Here is a 21,564-nt window from a genome sequence, read left to right on the forward strand (position 1 = left end):
TCCGTCTCGTCATATCCACACTCCAGTTCCTTGGTCACGATCTTATCTTCGTGTCCACGAAACCGGCAGCAGCTCATATTCCCGCGCCTGCAGACCGGATCGTACTTCCCGCCTTTCCTCGAGCCCTGGCGGTCGGTCGAAAAGGTGCTTACGGCCGTGATCTCGGAGGCCTACGTCCATGGCTTTTCGACCTGCGCCATGGATGATCTCGTCCAAGCGATGGGTTGGACCGGTATTGAAGTGCCCCCCGAAAACTGGACACTGATGGTGTGGATGCCCCATCCCCATCGGCCTGCTTTGTGGCAGGCTGTTGAGGTTGTTCCAATAGGTAGGAGATCCGGACCAAGGATATCGAGGATGTCATCGCCACGCCGCACTGCGCTGGCCTGCAGATCGTCGACAAACAGGTCGGCAACTGGAACCGGACCCAGGGCGCGGATCTGACGACCAACTGGCTGACCTCGGGTGTCGAATTTGACGCGATCATCGCCAATAACGACGAAATGGCGATCGGCGCGATTCAGGCGCTGAAATCCGCGGGCCGGGCGATGGACAGCGTGGTGGTCGCCGGAATTGATGCGACGCCGGATGGTCTGGCGGCGATGGCGGCCGGGGATCTGGATGTGACCGTGTTCCAGAACGCCACCAAACAGGGCGCCGTCGCCTTGCAAACCGCGCTGGCGCTGGCCAGGGGCGAGACGGTGCCGGGCAACATCTGGGTGCCCTTCGAGCCGGTGACCCCGGAAAATATCCACGATTATCAGTGAACCGATGCGGGCCCCGCGCCCGCATCCCTTTGGGAGGAGAGCCTGATGCGCATAGCCATCGACCCGTTCATGCACCGGCACCTGCCGTTGGAAGAACTGCCCTTCAAGGTGAACCTGACGCAGCCCTCGAGCGGAGAATACCGCTGAAGAGACCACAGACCCGGTCAGCGCACTCAGTGAACAGGGATCTTGCCGAAGGAATGTTTGAGCCCACAAAGCTATCTTTCAGCACTTGAGCTCGCTACTCGATCAAATGCCGCCATCATTCTCTCCTGACCCATCATCCCTCCAACCACCTCATCCTCGAACACAAATGCAGGCGTTCCATTTATCGCCAACCCCTGCGCGAGGCGCTTATTGCTGGCGATGCTCGCTGAAATATCCGCTCCACCGGATCGCACCGACAACGCGTCGAAATCATACCCCGCCGCCCCTACGAGCATCGACAATGTCGCATCGTTCAACTGTCCCTTCTGGGACAGAAGGGCATTGTGGAAGCCGAGGTAGGCCTCATCACCATGGACAGCGCGGACGGCCAGCGCGAGGCGTGAGGCACGCTCCGAAGCCGGTCCAAGGATCGGGAACTCCTTCAAAACGACGGCGACATCATCCCGACCCGCCATTGCCCGGGTCAGTTCGGGCAGCGCCGCTTTGCAGTAGCCGCATTGGTAGTCAAAGAATTCGACGACAACGATTTTTGCATCGGCCGCCCCTTTGCGGGCGTCGTCTGACCGGAACAGTTGGTCGCCATATTCAGCAATGGTGACGCTCGCTGCCTCGGCTTTCGCAGCCCGTTCTTGCTGCTCGAGCAGCGTGAAGACCTCCAGCACGACCTTGGGATTGTCGAGCAGATACGCGCGGACGCTTTCGCCGAACTCGGGCGAATAGGAAGGCGGTTCAGCGGCTGCCGCCGAGCCTATGCCCACGCATGCCGCAGTGATCAAGACCCCGGCCAGAAGGGAGCGGCCCCGAGGTGACCGGCCGCACGCACTCCCACACGGCGCCGTCAGAAAATCACATGATGTTTCAATATTTCTCAGAAATTCGCGCATAGTCAGTTTAGCTTTCAAATTTATTTTCATATCAATACTTATTTTTAACTTGAAAGGAAGTCCAGATGAGCCCTCTGCAGAGGAGCCAACCCACGCGATTTGTCCGTGGGGGCCAGACAACCCAGCACTGGTGGCGGATGGCAGCACAGGTGGTCCGTACCTCACTGTTCATGGCACTCGGCGCGTTCACGATCAGCTACTGCATCCTCATCGGAACGCGGTACGAGATCCGCTACATGCGCGAGACCTTCGCCACCTTCCTGGCGGACTATAACCTCGCGATGGACAGACCTGAGAAGGTGCTGACCTACACCAATGCCAAAGGAAAACGCCTGTCGCGGACCTCGGCGGAAGTTGCCGCAGATCCGCAGATGCGGGAGGTGGCGGTGCGCTACCGCGAAAATGCCCAGCTTTTCGCAATCTATGCGGCCATACCCGCCGGGCTGGCCTTCCTGCTGAGCATCGGGGTCTTTGTCTATGCCGGGCAACGTGTCGGGGAAAACGCGCATGTGCGGGGCAGTCGGCTGATTTCACAGGCCGATCTGGCGAAATGGTCGCGGCAGAAATGGAAGCGCTACCGGCAAAAATTCGGCCGGAACAGCAAGAAGGGCACGCCCTATACGATCGCCGGCATCCCCTTTCCGCCCAACGCGGTTGAAGCGCAGACCGGCATTTTCGGGACAGTCGGCGTCGGCAAAACCAATGCCATCAAAGAGCTTCTGAAGACCATCCGCGCGCAGGACGGCCGGGCGGTGGTCTATGACAAGATGGGCGCGCTGGTCCGGGACTTTTACGACCCGGAGACAGATATCATCATCAACCCGTTCGATGCGCGGTCGCATATCTGGTCGCCCTTTTATGAGGCCCGCACGCCCGAAGCGCTGGCGCAGATTGCCGAGGTGATGATCCCGCAAAAGCCCGGTCAGAATGATCCGTTCTGGAGCGTGACCGCCCGGCTCGTCTTCGAATATGCCGCCCGGTCCCTCATCAAGGCGAAGACGCCGACGAATGATGACCTGCGCCGCGCCATTATGACGATCAAGGCGGAAGAGTTGGAAAAGCTGCTGGCAGGCACGCCCGGCCAGCACTTCTTCGGCCAGCATGTCGAGAAGACCTCTGCCTCGATCCGCGCCAACATGATTGCGGAGCTGCGCTTTCTCGAATTTCTGCGCGATGACGGCGAGCCCTTTTCGGCCCGCGAATGGGTCAAATCGGCAAAACCCGGTTTCCTCTTCCTCACCGGCGATGCGGAACATTCCGCGGCCACCCGCAACATCATTTCCACCATCATTGAGGTTGCGGCCAATGCGCTGATGACCTGCGAAGAGCAGCGCGACCCGTCGCTGTGGTTCTTCATTGACGAAGTGCCGACATTGAACCGCCTGCCCTTCCTCGTCTCGAAACTGGCGGAAATCCGTCAGTTCGGCGGGGCCTTCGTGCTTGGCTATCAGGTCTATTCGCAGCTGGAAGACATCTATGGTGAGAAGGGGGCGCAGTCGATTTCCGGCACGCTGAACAACCGCGTGGTGTTCAACACGCCGGATGCTCGCACGGCTAAGCTGTTCTCGGAATCCCTCGGCTTTGAGGATGTGGTGGAGCAACGGGAAAACCTGTCCTTCGGTGCGCATGAAAGCCGCGATGGCGTGTCCTTCATCAGTCAGCGCATCGAGCGACCGATTGTCACCGCCTCGGAAATCCAGGCGCTGCCGCAGTTCGAAGCCTTCATACGCTTCGCCTATGATGCACCCACCGCCAAAGTCTATTTCGAGCCGGTCAGCACCGAACCCCGCGCCGAAAAGCTGGTGCCCTACCAGGGCGGCGGCTTCGACATGGATGGCATGGACCCGCACAAGTCCCCTGCCCCCGCAGAAAACGAAACCTCAATGCCCGCCCATTTCGCGCCGCAGCTCCTGAGCCAGGTGGAGGCAGAGCGGCGGCAGAAGTTTATCGCATGGCCGGTCGAGCAACAGATTGCGGCTTTTGAAGAATGGCGACGGGAGGCGACGGAACCGCAGTTCAACGTCGCAACCGGACGCTTTGAATCCTTCCTGACCGCCGCCGATGTGGATCTGATGTGGGACCATTACTACCGCCAGCGCGCAGAAGGCCATGACAAGCCAGTGTTTCGTCTGACGCCGAATGTGGAGGCAATGATCGGCTCCCGCCCGAAAAAGCAAAACAGCGCCACGGATGGCCTGATCGTGCCGCACTACCAAGTGGCCCTGCAGGCCGCGGCAGAGGCCGGTCACGCGACCACGGTGATCCCCTTCCCCGCCACTCCCCCGGCCCCCCCTGCCCCGCCGATCAGTGATGCGCCCGAGGATCTGGCGCAGGATGACCTTCAATCTGCCCAGACTGAGGAGGGCAGCTTGCTATGATGTCGCTCAGCAACGTCTCGGGCGGCGCGGCCGCCAGCGGCTATTATAAGGCCGAAGGCTATTATATCGCGGGCAGTCCGGAGGCCGATGCCGCCGCGAGCTGGTTCGGAAAAGCCGCCGAACATTTAGTGGAGGAAGGCCAGACCGAGTTTGCCGGTCGTGTCGATGACAAGTCATTTTCGGACATGTTGGAGGGCTACGCGCCGCCGACAGAAAAGGACGCGGACGGAAACTGGAAAGAGGGCCAGACCCTCGGGCGGCATGTGGATGGCGAGCGCCAGCACCGGCCCGGGTTGGACCTGACCTTCTCGGCCAGCAAGTCGGTCTCGATCATGGCGCTGGTGGTGGGCGACGAGAGGGTCACGGCGGCGCATGACGCGGCGGTGAGATCTGCGATGGCCTATGTAGAGGATCGGTTTGTCGCCACCCGGCGCGATGTGGGCGGCGAAATCCAGTCTGTGCCGGGAAAGATGATCGCGGGACTGTTCCGGCACGACACCTCGCGGGCGCTCGATCCGCAGCTGCACACCCATGCCGTGATCCAGAACATGGTCCTGGGGGAGGACGGCAAGTGGACCGCGCTGTCGAACGAACAGATCTACCGCAACAAGATGCTGATTGGCGCGATCTACCGCAACGAGCTGGCCCAGAACCTCGAAAAGGTCGGCTATGAGGTTGATCGGGTTGGCAAGGATGGCATCACGGAAATCCGGGGCGTGCCGCGCGAGCTGATGGATGGATTTTCCAAGCGGCGGCAAGAAATAGAAGCGGCATTGGACGCCCGCGGCGCAGAGCATGGCGCGGTGAACAGCGCCTTGGCGGCGCTGGCGACCCGTAAGGGCAAGCACAATGGGATCGACAGGGGCGAGCTGCAGGAGGCGTGGACCAAAGAAGCCCAAGGCTTCGGCTTCAACCTCGATGCCCTGCAGAAGATCCGCGATGACGCCATGCTGTCAAAGGCTGTGCAACTGCCGGGTGCGACACGCGAACTGCAGGTGCCTGCGACCCCGGCTGAGTTGGGCAGCAGGGCCGTTGAATTTGCCATTCAGCACATCAGCGAACGCGCCGCAGTCTATTCCCGGGATGACATTCTCAAGACCGCGCTCAACAGCACCAAGGGTGCAAAGATCGAGCAAATCGAGCGGGCTATGCAAGAGAAGGAAGCGAGTGGGCGGCTTGTCTCCGTGCATGTCCATGAATGGAAAGACCTACAGGAAAAAGGCGGCACCAAGGGCGGTATCCTCAAGGATTTCGGGGCGGCTCCCTACCAGAACAATCCCACGAACAAGGCCAGCTTCTATGTCACCGTCCAGACAGCGGGCAGCGAGCACACGATCTGGGGGGTAGACCTGCAGCGAGCCATCGCAGCGGCCGAAGTCCAGAAGGGCGACAGCATCTATCTTTCCCGCATTGCCGATCGCGAAGTAACTGTCACCGACGCAGGCGGCAAAGCCATCGACGCCAAGCGCAATGACTGGAACGTCACCAAGGCCGATCCGAGCGACCGGACGTTTCAGGAAAAAACCAACGTCAGGCTCTATACCGACGATGCGACCATGGCCGCGGAACGTCGCGTGTTGCAGGAGTTCCGCACAGGCAGGGCCGAGGGGGGCGTCAGCTTCGCCTCGCGCCTGCGCAAGGACGGCAGCCTGAAGCAGACCGGAGAAGCGACGCTGCGCCAGCGGGTCAATGAGACCACTCTGACCGAAGGACAGAAAGACGCGGTAATCAATGGCCTGACAGGCACTGGCCGCTACCGGGGGGTGCAAGGCTATGCCGGCACCGGCAAGACCTACATGCTGGACACGCTGCGAGGCTATGCGGAAAAAGCGGGCTATAGTGTTGAAGGGGCGGCGCCGACCAACCGCGCGGTTGAGCAATTGGCGGAAGCGATCCCCAACAGCACCACCACGGCGATGCTTCGGATCAATGCCGCAAACGACAAGCTGGGCGACAAGAGCAAGTCGATCCTGGTGATTGATGAAGCGGCCATGGTCAGCACCTCAGACATGCGCGACATCATGGCGGCCGCCAACCGCGCAAACTATGCCCGCGTGATCCTCGTCGGCGACGTGAAACAACTCGATGCCGTCAGCGCGGGTTCGCCGTTTGCCCAGCTGCAAAAGGCGGGGCTACCGACCGCGCTGATGGCCGACATCCAACGCCAGCGCGACGACACCGCCCGGGCGGCTGTCCTTCATGCGATCAAAGGAGAGGTGAAAGCCGCCTTTGACAACATCAACCGGATCTCAACCCCCGGTCCGAACCAACTGTTGCCCTCGGCTGTTGCCGCGAGCTGGCTGGCCCTGCGATCCGGTGAACGGGATCAGACCGGCATTGTGGTCTTGACCAACCATGTCCGGGAAAAAGTGAACGCAGAAATCCGAGACGCGCTCAAAGACGAGAGGCGGCTTGCGCCTCAGGATGTGCGGCAATCAGTGCTGCAGCCGCTCAATCTGACGGGCGCCGAAGCGAAGGAAGTGGGCAGCTACAAAACCGGCGATGTCGTGGTGCCCCTGCGAGGCTACAAGACAGAGGGGCTGCAGCGCGGTGGCGTTTATGTGGTAGAGGGCAAGAGCGAGCGGTCGCAGACCCTCATTCTGCGGCCCGAGACCGGCGGTGATGCGATCCGGTTCAGCCTCGCCAAAGACCCGAAAGCCCCCCCTGCCCTTGCAGCCTATGAACCCCGCGAGCGTGACTTCAGCAGAGGCGATCAGGTCAAATTCGGTATCACCGACAAAGAAGCTGGCATGGCGAATGGCGCACGCGGCACCATTGAGGCCATCGACGAGCGCCAAATCACCGTCCGTTTGCAAGGCGGAAAGTCGGTCAATTTGCCCTCTGAAGGCATGGCGGCGCGCGGCATGGACCATGCTTATGCCGCCACGGCACATGACTTTCAGGGGTCATCGGTGGATCGGATCATCGTCGGCATGAGCGCCACAGAGACGCTTTCAACGCAAAAATCCTTCTATGTGAACATCAGCCGCGCGCGCGACAGCGTGCATTTGGTCACGACAGATGTCGCGAAACTGGCGGAGACGATCGAGAAGAACAGCGGCGACAGACCCACCGCGCTCGATGCCTATGCCCAAAAACAGCTGGACGAGGCCCGCGCTGAGAAGCCTGCAGAGGGGACCAAAGACCAGCTGCAACAGAGCCAGGCCCCCTCCCCTACCCGCGAGTTCAAGGATCTGGACGGGGTGCTGGCGCATCAGGCGGGCAAGGCGCTCGACACGATCCGGGAGCGGGAAGCCCCCGACATTGCCGGAGCGCTGAAGGAAATTGAGCAGATGCAGAAGGTGAAGGAAGGACCGGTCAGATGAGAAAAGATAATATTGAGAAGCGCCAACGGGTAGATCTTCGACCCGTGTCTATGGCCTTGATGCACCAGTCCTGCCCTCCCGGCGACATCCCGAACGCCGATCACTTAGAGGCGGGTATCGTCAAACTGCAGTCTGAAAATATTGTTCTGGAAGGCGTGAATAAGGAGCTGAAGTTCCAGCTGGACCGCCTCGACACCCGCTATGAGCAATTCATGGCGCAGCACCGGCTGTCCACGCGCAACGAGGTGATGATGCTGGGCCAGATTGTGCGGGAGCTGCACGTCTTCCGGCAGATCCTGATTGTCTCGTCAGCCGCCAGCAATGAGGAAGCGGAGCGGCTGATGGACAAGGCCCTCCCGATCATCATGGAGCTGCGCGGCACCCTGCTCGCCTGGCGCGCGAGAGAGGGCATTGAGGTACCGGAATATGACCATGGCAAAGAGGCTCAGCTGCTTGAAAGGCTGATCCAAAATCCGGCGGTCCAAAAGGTTGCAGACAAAGAAATGGATGATCTCGCCCAAAGCCGCGAGACGGAAAAGGAGCGGTGAGAACATGCCAAAGATTGCGAAAAACAGCCCGGAAAATTGCCGCAGCAGCTTGGGCCAACTTGGCCCACGTTTGGGCCAAGTTGGCCCAAGTCTCTGTAACTTACTGTATTTAATCGGAAATCGCTGTCGGGGCAAAATCAGCCAAAATATCCCCAATAGCGCCGAAAAAGTCTCTGTTTACAGTGACTTACGAGTCGATGGCAGATTGCTGCGTCAGGTGTGGAAAAATCTTCAGGTGGTCCCCCTTCGGACCACCTCTCAAAGAGCTTGGCTTCGCTCGCTCGCCAGAGTGTGCGGAGCCTCCTTTGCACTCTTCGCAGCCGGGGGGATAGCGTCGGCTGGCTCCTGGGAAACGGTCGCGGGTGGCTGGACCTCCGGCGGATCGTTTGGCTCGAACGGTCAGCAGATCTCGGCTGCTCCGGCCGGGTCTTCCTTCGTCGGGATCGAAGCGAAATCCTCCTTTGACCTTGCCCCTCGCAGCCAGCCCAGGTCATCGGCTGGAAAGCCCTTTGTCTTGCCGGTCGGGACGGACGAACTGACCAAAGTGCGGGCCGTGATCACCCATGCTGAAAGCCGAAGAGATGGCTATGATGCCTACAATCTTGCGGCCCGCGTCCCCCCTCCCCATCCGGCTTCGACCATGACGCTGCGAGAAATCCAGCAATGGACGTGGGACACACCAGGTCAGCAACACGCAATCGGCAGGTATCAGATCATCCCGTCCACGTTGAATGCTCTGATCGCGCGCACCGGCATCAGCGTGGACACGGTATTTGATCCTCAGATCCAGGATGCCTTCGCCAATGTATTGATCATCGATGCCGGCTATTTGGCCTTGAAGGATGGCACCATGTCTTTGGACGGCTTTAAGGCCGAGCTGGCCAAGGTCTGGGCCGGTTTCCCTCTGCCAACGGGAGAATCTTATTACAAGGGCGTTGCGAACAATCAGGCGACGATCAGCTACGAGATGTATTCCCGGCTGATGGCTCAAATCTTCCCCGCGGAAGCCTCACAAGTCACGCCACCGCCCCGAGGCCGCGCAAACCTCTAGATCGGCGCGTAGCCCCCGGGAGAGCGGCTCCCTTGCCACCTCTTAGGCGAGGCGAACGTGCCACCCTGCCCCACACCGCGCCTTTCGGCGCTCGTTCGGACCCGTATCACCCGCCAGAGACGCGTCCGCCCCCTGCCCCGCAATACCAGCCAAACGCGCAACACACGCCTCGCACGTGACACCCGCCAGACACGTTTGACCCGCCTGCCCGGTAAAGCCCGCCGTACCCGCGTCGCACGCCACCCGCGCAAGCCTCGCATCACCCGTACCCGGGCCGAAATAATCGAAGGAACACGCAATGAAGGTTTTGACCGCCTACAGCCACAAAGGTGGCACAGGAAAAACGACCGCCCTGCTCATGCTGACGAGCGCGATCGAAGCGAAGGGTCGGAGCGCCCTCTTGATCGATTGTGACCCACACCAATCCTTCGGCGCATTCAAAGCACATAGCGTCACCGAAGACGCCGACCTTTGGTCGGAGAGATTTGATCTGTTCTATCTTCCCTATGAGGCGACAACACTCCGGCACCTTGAGGCACAACTGCTTACTGCGGATGAGAGTGGCAAATACGACTATGCTCTGGTGAACCTGTCGGGGACGGATCATCCCTTCAACAGGCATGTTCTGCGCTACGCAGAACTCACCCTCCTACCCTTTGCTCCGTCGGCACTCGATCTGATGGAACTGCCCGCAGCGCTCGAGGTCATTCGGGCACTCGGAGAAGAAGGCGAAATCGGTGACGCCCGGGTGGTGTTCACGAAAATGCGCAGCAGAATGAACGCCGCCCAATCAGCCTATGTCGAGGCTGCTTTGGAGGGGTTCCCGGTCTTAGGTACCCAAATACGGGAAACCGCAATCAATGGTGACCTCGTCATGCGAGGGCTGCTTGGTAAGCGAATTGCCCATCTTGAGGCGCATGCGAGAGGCCTGCAACGAAGCGAGATCCCGCGATATCAGGAAGCTTTGAAAGAATGCATCGCGTTGTTGGATGAGATCGACGCAACCATCGCACAACAGGGAGAGATCGCATGAAGAACAAGGGGCTTCTCAACCGGCGTGCAATACCCCTGGGGCAGCACAAGCAAGCGGTGCCAGCGATCGGAGCTTGCCAGATCTTTGCAGGGACGGGTGGTGCCATTCGACCGGCGGAACCGCCATCGCGCGCTCTCGCCGCTGCCCCGGACGCTGCCGGAACAACGGTACCAGCGCGGAACCATGACGAAGCAACCGCGCCGGATGAAAACAGACGTCACCATGCGCAGGGTCCAGCGTCCAACGCCGCGAAGGCCGAAAGCTCAAAGCGCTACACGCTGATCCTGAAAGTTGCTTCCGAACTGGCTGCCAGAGTGCATTTTGATGGGAAACCACCCTCGGTCACCCTGAAGAGAGCCATGTTCACTGTTTTACGGGATAGGATCATCGCGGGCGCCGGGCAATCAAGGCCGCATAGTCCGGATGAGACAACAGCTGTGCGGGCCGACCTGCGACTTCCTGACAGCGTTGTTGCAAAAATCGTTTTATCTGAGAGACTTAACCAGTTTGAAGCGCCTTCTTCGGTCCTTGGCCGCTTCGCATCTGGCTATTTTGCGGAGCTTTTAGAGGAACTTCCCGATGCAGAACGCCTGGCACCGTAACGCGTCGGCAGCTGTGCGAGAAGGTGTGCATACCTCCTAAGGCGCAAGGCTCCGGCGATCCATCGGAGCCTTTGCGTTTGCCCACAAGGGCAGGGGGCCTATGCGGCCTCCCCCCGACTTTCCTTGCCACAATCAAAGACGAAATCCACGGCCTTCTGGGCCTCGGTGGCCGCTTTGAAGATCAGCCTTTTGTCGCCGCGGATCGCTTCAAGCCAATGCGTGACATATGCAGAGCTTTGCTCAAAATCCGGCAGTACACCCAGTTGGGCGGCGATCATACAAGCGCCGATTTCGGCCACCAGTTCCTCAAAGCCATAGACATCCTTTGTCCGCGCATTGCTGAAACGATCAAGCCTTGTTTTGGCGCCTGTCCAATGCGTTACCTCATGCGCGAGGACGCCATAGTACCGCTCGGCGCTGAAAAACGTGGAAATCAGCGGCATGTTGATATGGTCGGTCGCCGGGGCATAATAGGCACGGGCGTCATCGGGATTTTGGACAATCCGCGCGCCTGTATCCGCAAAGAACGCGTCCAACTCAGGAATTGAGACCGTCCCCAGATCGCGGGGAAGTTGGGCGGGCTTTCCATAGAATTCCGTCGGTAGCCCCTGGATCTGATCGACGTTGAACACGCGGTAGGCCCGCGCGTAGCTGAGCCGGGTTTCGTCGCCGTCTTCATTCTCTTTCTCGACGGTGCCAAACTTGACCACAGTGGCAGACTTTTCGCCTTTCCGGACGTGAGCGCCCTTTTCCTGTGCCTGCTTGAAGGTAAACCAATAGGCCGAAGTGTAACCCATTTCGGAGGCCCGCGCCCATAGCAAGAGCACGTTTATGCCGCGGTAAGCTTCTCCATTCGAGCGCAGGGGCAACATTGCACCTCCCGCATCTCCGACCCAGGGCTGGCGCCATGGCGGGCAACCTGCCTCAATTGCCGCGACGATAGACTTGGTGACTTCCGCCTGAACATCAAATTTCTCAGTAGCCATTTGTGGCCTCCTTTGGGCAAGGGGCGGTGCTGGTCTTCTGTCGCATCCGCCGATGGGCTGCGCTTCGCCGGTCTGTTTTGACGAATACGCATGTATTCGGCGGAACAGAGTGGAGAGGGCAAAGCCCGACCCACGGCCCTGAGAAGGACTGTCAATGGTGGGGTGCTGACCTTGGTGCGGCCCGCAGGCAAAGCCGAGGACACGGGGTCAGCACCCCACGGCGCGCTCGCGCGGCGCTTGCCGATTGACCGGCCTGATCAGGGATGTTGGGCGGACAAAGATACGGAATGAACCGCAGGGCCGGGGGTGAGTGCGGGCTTCAGCCCGCGTCGATCTCCGGCCTTGGCCTCTGCGCCAGGATGATCTCGAACTGCGTTCGGGATCTCAAATTTAGCGATGATCGAGTAAGGGTCGTATGTGGTATCCCCGCAAAGATTGTCGAGTGCCAGAGCTGCGCAAACGAGGCCCTTAACAGTCGCTTCTAAGGCTCTTGACACGCTCAGATGCCTTAGAGTTCACAACTCAAGTCTGACATTACTCCGCAAGGCGGGATGATATGTATTCTGCACGCATCTAGCTTTGTGTTTTCGTGCAGACGTGGAAAGTTGTCCGCGGACAATTCTTGCATGATCACCTGTTTGTGCAGGGGTTGCCGTTTGTCCGCGGACAATATGGGTTTTCATATCGCAGTACGATTTCGCTGCCCCAGTCGTCTGATGAGCCGAAGGGGGTCAAAGTCTCTGCTCTTGTTTCCGGACGTGAGGGCCCGATAGTAGGCCCCGACCTTGTGAATTTTCTTATGGAATTGCATGACTGCCCAAACGGTTGCAGCTGCGCCGAAAGCGCCCAAATGGTCTTGAGCGGCTTGGTAGTTTTTCTCATCAATCCCCATCATTGGCGCCAATGTTCGGGCATGTGCAACCACATCGCTCACGGACTCTATTTTTTTCAATGCAAATTCGGCGGCTTCGGGGCATGCATCCAGTAGTTCTGCAACTGTTAGGGTATCTAAGTTGGTTTTGTTGTCCTGTGTTGGTGTGATTGCCTTCTTATCAGTATTTTCTTTTGTTGACCTATGATGGTGCCGGACATTCTGACCGTCGCTGGCGGTCAGAATGGTTGTATCGCTCTCTGTTTTCTCGATTTGAACTGTCGCTGAAACTGCGCTCTGAACGAGAGTATTCATGAGGCTTTCGCAGTCCTGGAGCGTCAGCTTGCGACGCAGGATGCGCAGTGCGCTTGCCGCCTCATTGTTCTCAGGATTTGTCCGGAGGATGTCATGCGCCACAGCCCGGATTTTTGCGCGCATATAGTCGATGCGTTCACGCTCGATCATGGCCTCGGCTGCGAGGGCGGCGATCTCCTGAAGACGTTGAAACAGTGGAGACAGGTCGAAACCAAATCTCAGTGATTTACCCTCGTGGGTATTGTGCCGGGTGAAGCGCTTTTTGTTTGGGCTGTCTCTGCGAATGAGAAGGCCAGCCTCTTGGAGCAGGGCCGCGTGCCGTCGGATTGTCCGATCCGTAACTCCGTTTAGGCGGAACGTCAGCGTCGTATTCGAGGCGAAGACGGTGTGATGTGCTCTCTTTGGCGGCAAGCAGGAAAGCATCGCATCCAACGTCGCGATGACAGGTGCGGTCAGCCCCATCAGATGCGCTGCATTGCGGAGTGTTGCGATGACGATGTGACGTTCCGGGACAGCGTTGTCCGCGGACAACGTTTCTTTGTTCTGCGCTCCGAGGGAGGCAGCTGCTTGGATGAATGCCATGTTTTTTCACGACAACCGTTCGGGAAAAGCCCCGATTCCATTTTTTCTTTGAGAAAAGGCCAAAATTCACCAGTCAACCGAATCGGTTGTTGTTGACTGCAGTGGAGAAGCTGGTAAATCTGAAGGTGCAAAGTACAGATTGGGCTCTCCGGGGATGACCTGGGGGGCTCTTTCTTTTTTGGCTGTGAATCGTGCTCCTTTGTTCTTGATTGCTCTGCTCGTTGTCAGGTCAGTCGGTGCGATGCTCTGACTGCCATGCCTCATAGAGGCGCCTCAGCTCAGTCTCTGCATTGTCTCGCAGCCACTGAGCAAATTCTGGGTTGTGCGCCTTCGTCAGCTTCACGCTGAGGGCACGCGCGGTGTCGGTGAGCTCGGCGAGAGGCGATCCAGCTTCTGTCACGATCGAAAGCGTAGGGCGGTCGGGTACAGTCGCAGCAGCGCTGCGCTTTTGGGCAACCGCATCGCTGACTCGAGCAAACCGATCATCCGAGCTGCTCACCAAGTCCAGCTGGAGTGTCGAAACGACCTGCTCCAAAATGATGTCGTCGTCTTTGACGCGATCTGCCAGATCCTCCCATCGCCGTCGTCCCACACCATGGGCCGAGCCAATGGCTTGGATCACTGACTGAGGGATTGCGCGCGTCACTTTGGTCATGCGCGACAGCATGGGCTTATCAATCGCGAGCGCATCTAGGATGATGGTCTGTTCATAGCCGCTCTCAAGCAGTTCGGCCGCGAAGAGCGCCTTCTCCACAAAACTGGGATCAAGACGCTGAGAGTTTTCCTGGCCTTGGGCTAGGATTGCCTCTTCGTCTGACAGGCTGCGCACCAAGGCTTTCGCGGGCAGCCCGAGGGAGCGCAACGCGCGCAGTCTGCGGCGGCCATAGACAATCTGATAGTGGCCCGGTTTGTCCACAATTGGACGCACCATGATCGGCACCTGCTGGCCATGCGCCCGAATGCTTGCGGCAAGCGATTCAACATCGGCTTCGGTAAAGGCAAGGCGATCTTTTGGCCCACCTTCTTCGATCATCTCAATGGCAATTTCTCTCACAGCGTTGCTGGAGAGATCTTTCAGCGTTGATTTGACCCCGCTCATTGCGCCGGTGTTCGGAAAGCGTGGCTTCTGGTCTTGTGTGGACGCTTCAGCACCTGCATTCGGAAGGGCAGGGGGCTGGAACAGGTTTCTGCGTGCCATCAGTCAATCTCCCTTCCCCAAGCCGCTTGAATCGTTTTTTCAAATTCGTCGGCAACGCCGTTAACACTCTCCAAAATCCGGTCGAGAGTTTTCTTGATCACCTGACCCGGGTCCAATTCGTAGATGGTCTGCTGCGTCATCCCCGCATCCGAAATTGCCGTCGATTTCAACATCGGCGTCGTGAGCACCTGATCAAGCAGAATGGACCGTAGAAAACCGGCCATTTGCGATTGAGGGACATCGGTGGGTTCATAGCGCGCGATCAGAAACTTCAGAAATGACCAGTCAATCGGCCCGGCCGCTTCTTCGAGCGTCTGGACAGTTTCTCCTGCCATTTCAAGGAATTGCGCCATGGATGCCACGTCCAGCATACTGGGGATAACAGTGATCAGCAGCCCGGTGGAGGCCAACAGAGCCGTCATTGTGGTAAAGCCGAGCTGCGGTGGGCAGTCGATGATGACAAGGTCGTATTGTTCTTCAATTTCATCCAGCGCAATCGCCAATCGCTGCGTGAACGGAGGATCAATTTTGTGCTGAAGAGCATATGCCGTTTCTGTCTCGTACTCGGACAGCAACAGTCCGGCCGGCGCCAGGTCCAGGTTGTGGAAGTAGGTTTTTCGCACCACTTGGCTCAGCGGAACCGGGTCCTCGTATTTCAGCGCGTCATAGACGGTGCCGCTTTCGGCAAATTCGATTTCCGGACGATAGCCGAACATCGTCGTCAGACTGGCCTGCGGATCCATATCTACCGCCAATACGCGATATCCCCGAAGCGCGTAGCGTTGGGCAAGGTGAATTGCCGTTGTGGTTTTGCTGGAGCCGCCCTTGAAGTTGACGATGGAAATGACTTGAAGCGCGTCACCTTCGCGGCGCCCCGGCAAATAGGCCTCGCCGTTTCGACCTGTACGCGCCATCACGTGACGGATTTGCTCGATCTCTTCCGCGGAATAGAGCCTCCGGCCGCGCGTATCGGTTTCAACATCCGGAAAGTCGCCCTCTTGATGGCGCGTTCTCAAGTTAGACATGCTGATGCCGGTCAATTCCGACACTTCGGCAGGGTGAAACTTGCGCAACGCCTTTCTGCTGTCGGGCTGAAAGCTATTGCGCATATGATTGTTCAATGCTTCCGACAGGCGGGCAGCATTCGCAGCAATGGATGCGGCGATGGAGCTGGAGTTAGAAAAATCCACTGTCGATTTCATACTGCCCTCGTGACCTCTTGGTGGGTCGATTGTGTTTCGTCGCGAGAAGGCGCGAATTTCGCGTTCTTGCGACAATTGAAGTCATGCCACGCAACTTGCAGTCGAACAACACTTTTTGTGCTGCGCTCGCTGTGAATTTGTAAGAAAGGTTTCGGCGCCCTGGGACGTTTCTGGGAGTAAGCTATTGTAAAAATTACTGAATTCATTGACATGGCATTGGGCCGCAACATTTTGTGGGTTTGCCTGGGTTGATCGCAAGGCGTGCGGTGTAGACGCAGTTGCGAATCGAAGGTCACCTGCGCCGCGTATGTTTGGTGCATGCATTGCTCAACCGGTTTAGTTCAGAGGCGACTGCGGAAATTGGAGCAACTGGGATAAGTGGATTTTCGCGCAGCAGCATGATGCTGCAAGCGATGAGAAGACCATGGCAAGACAACCGCGTCGGAAACACAGCTCGGCATTCAAGGCGAAAGTGGCGGTTGCCGCGATCAAGGGCGGGAAAACGCTGATTGAACTGGCCCAAAAGTTCGACGCTAATCCGCGAGACCGGCAATGATAGCTACCGCCCTAGGGGCAGTTCCGAAGCAGAGAAGAAAAATCGGCAGGATCCAACAGCATAGACGCCATCATACTCAGCAGAACAAAATGACTTGGTGGGTCAGATCTCGATGAGAATCCCGGGTTCATTTTCAATGACAGTCAACAGATCGAGAGATCTGTTCGATTCGTGTCATCCGCCGGATCTCTCATCAAAGCGCCGCTCTCCTGTGTCTGCCGTCTGCAAGCGTAGCCAGTACCGTGTATGCCGTCGCTCCCCAGTTCGATGGAGCGCGCCCATCTCGACCAAGTCCTGCAGATCCCGGGTCGTGGTCGCGCGCGACGTGCCGGTCATGGCGATGTAATTCTCGGCGCTGAGACCGCCTTTGAACCCGTCGGGACCCTCGCGAAACATGCGCTCGATCACCTTTGTCTGCCGGTCGCTCAACAGGTTGCGGAACTGGTCGTAGAACTTCGCCTTGCCAATGAAGAAGGCGACCCGCGTCAGCGTCACCTGTTGCGCCTCGAGGACAGCCTCGGCGAACCAGAGCAGCCAGCCGGTGACATCGAGTGTCTTCTGGTGGGTCTCGAGTTGGTCGTAGTAGTCTTTCCGATGCCGTTCGATTGTGTAGGCCAGCGCGATCAGGCTCGGCTGCCCGATGTTTTGGGCAAGCGACTTTTCGGCAAGGGCGCGCCCGAGGCGGCCATTGCCGTCCTCGAAAGGGTGGATGCTCTCGAACCAGAGATGCCCAAGCGCCGCGCGTGTCAGGGCGGGCAGTGGCGCCGGTCCGTTTGGTGCCGTGCGGTTGAACCAGTCGACAAACGCGTCCATCTCGCCCTGAACCTGCGCCGAGGGCGGGGCTTCGAAATGCACCGTCGGTCGGTCGATGCGACCAGAGACGATCTGCATCGCGTCATCATGTCGACGATAGGCACCAATGGTCTCAAGGCCGCGGTCGTGAGACAGGAGCATCCTATGCCAGCGACACAGGGTGTCATGGGTCAATGGTGCGGCATAGGTCGAATAGACGTCGACCATCATCTCGGCGACGCCCTGCTCGCGCGGCCTTGACGGCGCGCCGTCAGCGGTCAAGCCGAACTGACGCCGCAGCGAGGATTGCACACTGGACCTGTCCAGCACTTCGCCTTCGATTGCGCTGGTCCGCATCACTTCTTCACTCAGCAACTCGATACGCAAACGGTCGCGCTCTCCGCCGGTCACGTGGCGGACGGCTCCCAGGATCTCTCCGGATGACAGCAGGAACCGCCGCTCGAGAGGTTCGGCGGCGGGGCTGTCAAAGCGGAAGTTCGGCCAGTCGGGTTGCGTCCAATTCCAGAGCATGAGCGATAGAGTCCCTTTCTATAACTCATAATGCGGCAAGATCATGATTTATGGAAGATCGTTCTATGCATCACACGCGCGCGCGCCCGAAGGCGCATCATCACAGTTTTTTCGACACAAACCCTTCTGGCGTGAACGCTTCGATTTTTTCGTCCGTCTTGCGGGCGACGCGACTCCCGTCGGCCGATACGGTGATCTTGGAGAGTGGATCGAGCCGAATGATCGATCCATCGGGCTCCACGAAGGTGGTCGTTTTGTGCTGATCGTGGCGAATGGAACCATCCCCCCGCACATGGATCCAGGTTTCGCCAATCTGGATCGAGATTTCGGTGTCAGAGATGACCACGCCGTTCCATCCGCCGCCAGCCTCTCGCCGGGCGACGATATTGGTAGGCTGCAGACGTAGCTGAACATCGCGGCCATCGCTGGCCTCCATTTGCACGAAAGCCTCCTGATCCTGATCCCGATCTACCAATGTCGCGCGGGAATTCTTGGGGTTCCAGACGAAGGGCTTTTCGCGGCGCACCCCCTTTGGGTCCCGAAAAAAGGCGATCAGCAGCTCGGCCGATCTCCAAACCGGTGAGCTTTGTGCGGGCAACGACATAGTCTTGGTCCTTGAAATTGGCTTTAGTCAAAAAGGCGGTCAGAAATTCTGGATCAAAAACAATTGCCTGAGCATAACCCGGGATGCACTTGCGGGTCAGCCCAAAAATGGGGCCGCTGTTCAGCCGAACAGCGACAATTGACGATCGCTCGCCGGTAACTGTGTCCGTCGTTCTATCCCCGCCGTGGCCATTGTCCCGGTGGATTTTTGTACGCTGTCCCTCCGATGCTGTGCAGCTCGTTGTGCCAGAAAGTGCAGCGCGTTGGGGGTAAGGGTGGAGTCGTATTTTTCCACGGTCAGGGAATTTCCATGGATGTTTCGCCCCGCCAGCCCTCGGTAGGCGGTTTGAATATGCAGCATATGAAAAGTGCTGCGGTTGATCTCCGTCGCTTCGAACCACAGGCAGCACCTCGGGTCAAAGCCCTGTTTCTCGAGCGCATCGGCGGCGGCGATCACCATGCCACCCGCGCCAGCGGCAGGTTCCTGCAGAGTGATGAACCCCCGATCCTCGATGATGCTTTTAGCGTCAGACAGATTCATCTCGGCGATCAGCCGCGACACATCGTAGGGGGTAAAAAACTGTCCCAGGCTGGCGTCCAGCGCCCCGAGTTCGGCCGCGACTTCCCCGAGGAAGTCGCGGGACCCCGGCGCAATCGCCGCCACGGCGATTTCCAGCAGATCCCGCATTTTGCGGACATCGTCCTTGTGACGATAGCGTCTCACGCAGGCCATGTACTCGGCTTCTGTCGCATCGGACTTCGCTGGCTGTGCGGTGGTATTGGCCAGTGCGAGATAGGCCATTTCACAGAAATCACGAAAAACCTCCGTGCGGCGTTTGCTATGGTCAATATCATTCATCCGCTTGGAAAAAACGGCGACGTCTCGTGCGGTCATTTTCGGGAACCTTGGCAGCAGTAGGGGCGCCCCTGCGCAGCTGCGCAGGGGCTCGCGGCATCAGTATTCGGAGGGGAGCAGCAGGGTCAGTACACGGCGCGTGCGCTCTGGATCGGCTGGATCCTCAGATCCGAACTCGTATTCTTCGTCGTAGAGATCGATTTTCCAGTAGACGCGGGTTCCGCTGACCTCGAGAACGCCAAAGGTATGATCGCCGTAAGGGTCATTATCTTCGTTGAATTCGTCGAATGTCGCGACGGCGTGCAGTAACTCAGCCATAAACAGAGGCCCTTCTGCGGCAATCCCTTGGGTGCAAACTGTCTTTCCCGGAAAGCCACTACCGCCGTTGGACAGGAGAGCCGCGCGGAACGCATCGTTCTGGCGGGCGACGACTGCGGACTGAACATCGATTTCCGTCTCGGCTATCGACGGCGCGCTCATTGCGAAACCTCCCGATACACGTTGGCGTCCTCGTAGCGGATCACGTCTATGCCCGCGACAGTCCCGCCGTAGCAGGGGCCGACAAAGCCCCAGATCTTCGGTTGGCCCTGAAGGCAGGGGCGCAGGTTTCTGCGCGTCTCAATCCCGACAAGGGTCACGCCGAGGCGATGTGCGGCGTCTTCGATGTTGTCAGCGTATACCGAGGCAATGACCCCCTCGATCATCTGCACAATTTGAAAACTCATGGTGGATCCTTTCGTGGTGGGGCGGGGAAGCTTGTTGCCTTCCATCCGCCGATGGGCAGCGCCTCGGCCAATCTGATCTGACCGAAAACGCATGTTTTCGGCGGAACAGAGTGGGAGAGGGCGCAGCCCGACCCACGGGCCTGCCCCGGATAGTCAAAGGATCGCAGCTGGGGGTGGTGCGGCCCGCAGGCCGCAGGCCGAGGACACGGCCCCGGCGAAGACGACGCCTGTGGCGGCGCTTGTCTTTTGACTTTCCGGTGCAGGTCTGTTGGGCGGATCTCCAATACAGAAATGACCGCAGGGCAGGGGGTGAGCGGGCACGGCCCGTCGATCCGCTGAACTGTCTGTTTATTCGGCCACGAGCCGGGCCTGAGGCGCGGCTCTCTCTCGTTTATCTGAATCTGGAGGTTGTCTTGGTGGCGCAGCGGGCGAGCGCACTTCATTCCAATGCATATGCCCACGCGATTGCTTCTGGTGAAAAGGTCACGCTGCGAAAGGGACAGTTACCCGAATGGGTCGAGACAGGGTGCACTGACCGACCATGGTGGCGCGGCTGCCACTGGCTCTTCGAGACTGTTGCAGCCGTTTTCCGGCGCCAGGGAGGGCAGGGCGCATCGGCTCGGATCGCGGGCCGGCTTCCCGGCACGCGATTAGGGCCCGTCCCGGGAAGCCCGGGGTTCGCCAGTTCATCAGGATCACATGCTGAATAGCTCTGAATGTAGTGGTTTTTGGCGGGCTATCTTATGGATTTCCAACCGTCGAACACTTTGAGACCTTAATTCCAGCTGGGGCTGTCTGGGCCTATTGTATAAAATTGTGTTTCACATACGCTGCGGATCCTGTTGCTGGAACAATCCCGCTCTACGAAGGTTTCGAACGATACAGCAACGCGCAACGCTTGGTTTCAAACGCCCCCCGATTTCATCGAAATAGCCGTGCTATCGACCGATGTGCATCTGCAAGTTCCTGCTTTGATATTTCGCGCCAATGAATTGTTCAGACCTTGCGCTATGCTTTGCAGAGATGAATATACGGCGCGAAACGGCAAAGGAATATGTGATGAACCTCGATCTGGACCAGCTTTCCCTCAAAGAACTGAGCGACCTGCAATCCCGGGTAGAACGGGCGATTGCCTCGTTTGAAGACCGCAGGAAGCAAGAGGCACTGATGGAGTTGGACGCGGCGGCACAGCGTATGGGCTTTTCGCTGGCGGATCTGACGGGCCTTAATATCGTGAAAAAGCGTAAGCCGGCGGCTGCGAAATACATCAACCCCGAAAATGCTGATCAAACCTGGACCGGGCGGGGGCGTAAGCCAGGCTGGGTGCAAGCTGCGCTTGAAGCGGGCAAGTCTCTGGCGGATCTCGCGATCTGATTTTTTGGCCGAGAGTTATTTCGGCCAAAAGCGCTCTTTGAATTTTTGCTGTTCGGCTTAGGCGCTTTTAAGCATCGCAATCTGGTTTGGGCCGCCGCACCGCGGCCCCTGCGCGGGCAGCGCCGGTCCTGCTGCTTCTTGGCGCGGTGCCGGGAAGCAGCAGGACAATCCACCCGGCTGAGTGGTCCACGGGTAAAGGCTGTTCATTCTGGGCGG

The 21,564-nt window shown here is 58.7% G+C and carries 19 protein-coding genes and 1 pseudogene; 10 read left to right on the forward strand and 10 right to left on the reverse strand.

Features of this window, described 5'->3' with window-relative positions; all coding sequences use genetic code 11:
• Positions 1–69: 69 nt before the first annotated feature.
• A pseudogene (locus ACEN2S_RS19535) lies at positions 70–237 on the forward strand (transposase); the annotation flags it as partial.
• 98 nt (positions 238–335) lie between these two features.
• Positions 336–767 (forward strand): substrate-binding domain-containing protein, encoded by a 432-nt coding sequence (locus ACEN2S_RS19540; RefSeq protein ID WP_441869692.1) that lies wholly within the window; start codon positions 336–338, stop codon positions 765–767.
• A 218-nt stretch (positions 768–985) separates the two neighbouring features.
• On the opposite strand, the gene ACEN2S_RS19545 is transcribed toward ACEN2S_RS19540, so the two are convergent.
• Positions 986–1,849 (reverse strand): DsbA family protein, encoded by an 864-nt coding sequence (locus tag ACEN2S_RS19545; RefSeq protein WP_441869484.1) that lies wholly within the window; start codon positions 1,847–1,849, stop codon positions 986–988.
• A gap of 119 nt (positions 1,850–1,968) precedes the next feature.
• On the opposite strand from ACEN2S_RS19545, the gene ACEN2S_RS19550 reads away from it, so the two are divergent.
• The 6 genes from ACEN2S_RS19550 to ACEN2S_RS19575 all read left to right on the forward strand — a co-directional run bounded on the left by ACEN2S_RS19550 (position 1,969) and on the right by ACEN2S_RS19575 (position 10,757).
• Positions 1,969–4,197 carry a type IV secretion system DNA-binding domain-containing protein gene (locus tag ACEN2S_RS19550; protein WP_441869487.1) on the forward strand — a complete coding sequence of 743 codons (2,229 nt, stop codon included), beginning with the start codon at positions 1,969–1,971 and terminating at the stop codon, positions 4,195–4,197.
• On the forward strand, positions 4,194–7,523 hold the full coding sequence (gene mobF / locus ACEN2S_RS19555; protein WP_441869490.1) for a MobF family relaxase: 3,330 nt from the start codon (positions 4,194–4,196) through the stop codon (positions 7,521–7,523). Before ACEN2S_RS19550 ends, mobF begins: the two co-directional genes overlap by 4 nt.
• Positions 7,520–8,071 carry a hypothetical protein gene (locus tag ACEN2S_RS19560; protein ID WP_441869493.1) on the forward strand — a complete coding sequence of 184 codons (552 nt, stop codon included), beginning with the start codon at positions 7,520–7,522 and terminating at the stop codon, positions 8,069–8,071. Before mobF ends, ACEN2S_RS19560 begins: the two co-directional genes overlap by 4 nt.
• A gap of 4 nt (positions 8,072–8,075) precedes the next feature.
• Complete coding sequence (locus tag ACEN2S_RS19565) at positions 8,076–9,122, forward strand: hypothetical protein (protein WP_441869496.1); 1,047 nt, start codon at positions 8,076–8,078, stop codon at positions 9,120–9,122.
• 298 nt (positions 9,123–9,420) lie between these two features.
• Positions 9,421–10,155 carry a ParA family protein gene (locus tag ACEN2S_RS19570; RefSeq protein WP_441869499.1) on the forward strand — a complete coding sequence of 245 codons (735 nt, stop codon included), beginning with the start codon at positions 9,421–9,423 and terminating at the stop codon, positions 10,153–10,155.
• Entirely contained in the window at positions 10,152–10,757 is a 606-nt protein-coding gene (locus tag ACEN2S_RS19575) for a hypothetical protein (protein WP_441869502.1), read from the forward strand. Before ACEN2S_RS19570 ends, ACEN2S_RS19575 begins: the two co-directional genes overlap by 4 nt.
• Positions 10,758–10,855: 98 nt before the next feature.
• Here the strand turns inward: ACEN2S_RS19575 and ACEN2S_RS19580 are convergent, their stop codons facing one another.
• The 4 genes from ACEN2S_RS19580 to repA form a co-directional block, all read right to left on the reverse strand.
• The gene (locus tag ACEN2S_RS19580) at positions 10,856–11,743 is read right to left on the reverse strand and encodes an ArdC family protein (protein ID WP_441869505.1); all 888 of its coding nucleotides are present in this window, start codon (positions 11,741–11,743) and stop codon (positions 10,856–10,858) included.
• 679 nt (positions 11,744–12,422) lie between these two features.
• Positions 12,423–13,511, reverse strand: a complete 1,089-nt coding sequence (gene repC / locus ACEN2S_RS19585) for a plasmid replication protein RepC (protein ID WP_441869508.1) — start codon at positions 13,509–13,511, stop codon at positions 12,423–12,425.
• Between the two features lie 229 nt (positions 13,512–13,740).
• Positions 13,741–14,709, reverse strand: coding sequence for a plasmid partitioning protein RepB (repB, locus tag ACEN2S_RS19590; protein WP_441869511.1), 969 nt, complete (start codon positions 14,707–14,709; stop codon positions 13,741–13,743).
• The gene (gene repA, locus ACEN2S_RS19595) at positions 14,709–15,911 is read right to left on the reverse strand and encodes a plasmid partitioning protein RepA (protein ID WP_441869514.1); all 1,203 of its coding nucleotides are present in this window, start codon (positions 15,909–15,911) and stop codon (positions 14,709–14,711) included. The genes repB and repA overlap by 1 nt, the downstream gene beginning before the upstream one ends.
• Positions 15,912–16,335: 424 nt before the next feature.
• Here repA and ACEN2S_RS19600 point away from each other — a divergent pair, with 424 nt between their 5' ends.
• The gene (locus ACEN2S_RS19600) at positions 16,336–16,467 is read left to right on the forward strand and encodes a hypothetical protein (RefSeq protein WP_441869517.1); all 132 of its coding nucleotides are present in this window, start codon (positions 16,336–16,338) and stop codon (positions 16,465–16,467) included.
• A 174-nt stretch (positions 16,468–16,641) separates the two neighbouring features.
• Here ACEN2S_RS19600 and ACEN2S_RS19605 read toward each other — a convergent pair whose 3' ends face one another.
• From ACEN2S_RS19605 to ACEN2S_RS19625, 5 genes are all read right to left on the reverse strand, one after another.
• The gene (locus tag ACEN2S_RS19605; protein ID WP_441869520.1) at positions 16,642–17,790 is read right to left on the reverse strand and encodes a Fic family protein; all 1,149 of its coding nucleotides are present in this window, start codon (positions 17,788–17,790) and stop codon (positions 16,642–16,644) included.
• Positions 17,791–17,890: 100 nt separating this feature from the next.
• A complete protein-coding gene (locus ACEN2S_RS19610) occupies positions 17,891–18,394 on the reverse strand; it encodes a hypothetical protein (protein WP_441869523.1) in 504 nt (167 codons plus the stop codon).
• Between the two features lie 120 nt (positions 18,395–18,514).
• A complete protein-coding gene (locus ACEN2S_RS19615) occupies positions 18,515–19,288 on the reverse strand; it encodes an N-6 DNA methylase (RefSeq protein ID WP_441869526.1) in 774 nt (257 codons plus the stop codon).
• 60 nt (positions 19,289–19,348) lie between these two features.
• Positions 19,349–19,729: a DUF3768 domain-containing protein gene (locus ACEN2S_RS19620; protein ID WP_441869529.1), complete on the reverse strand. Its 381-nt coding sequence runs from the start codon at positions 19,727–19,729 to the stop codon at positions 19,349–19,351.
• Positions 19,726–19,974, reverse strand: coding sequence for a hypothetical protein (locus tag ACEN2S_RS19625; protein ID WP_441869532.1), 249 nt, complete (start codon positions 19,972–19,974; stop codon positions 19,726–19,728). The genes ACEN2S_RS19620 and ACEN2S_RS19625 overlap by 4 nt, the downstream gene beginning before the upstream one ends.
• 1,059 nt (positions 19,975–21,033) lie before the next feature.
• Here ACEN2S_RS19625 and ACEN2S_RS19630 point away from each other — a divergent pair.
• Complete coding sequence (locus tag ACEN2S_RS19630) at positions 21,034–21,348, forward strand: H-NS histone family protein (protein WP_441869535.1); 315 nt, start codon at positions 21,034–21,036, stop codon at positions 21,346–21,348.
• Positions 21,349–21,564 lie beyond the last annotated feature (216 nt).

Source organism: Phaeovulum sp. W22_SRMD_FR3 (genome assembly GCF_052113705.1).
Taxonomy (GTDB): Bacteria; Pseudomonadota; Alphaproteobacteria; order Rhodobacterales; family Rhodobacteraceae; genus JBGQOG01.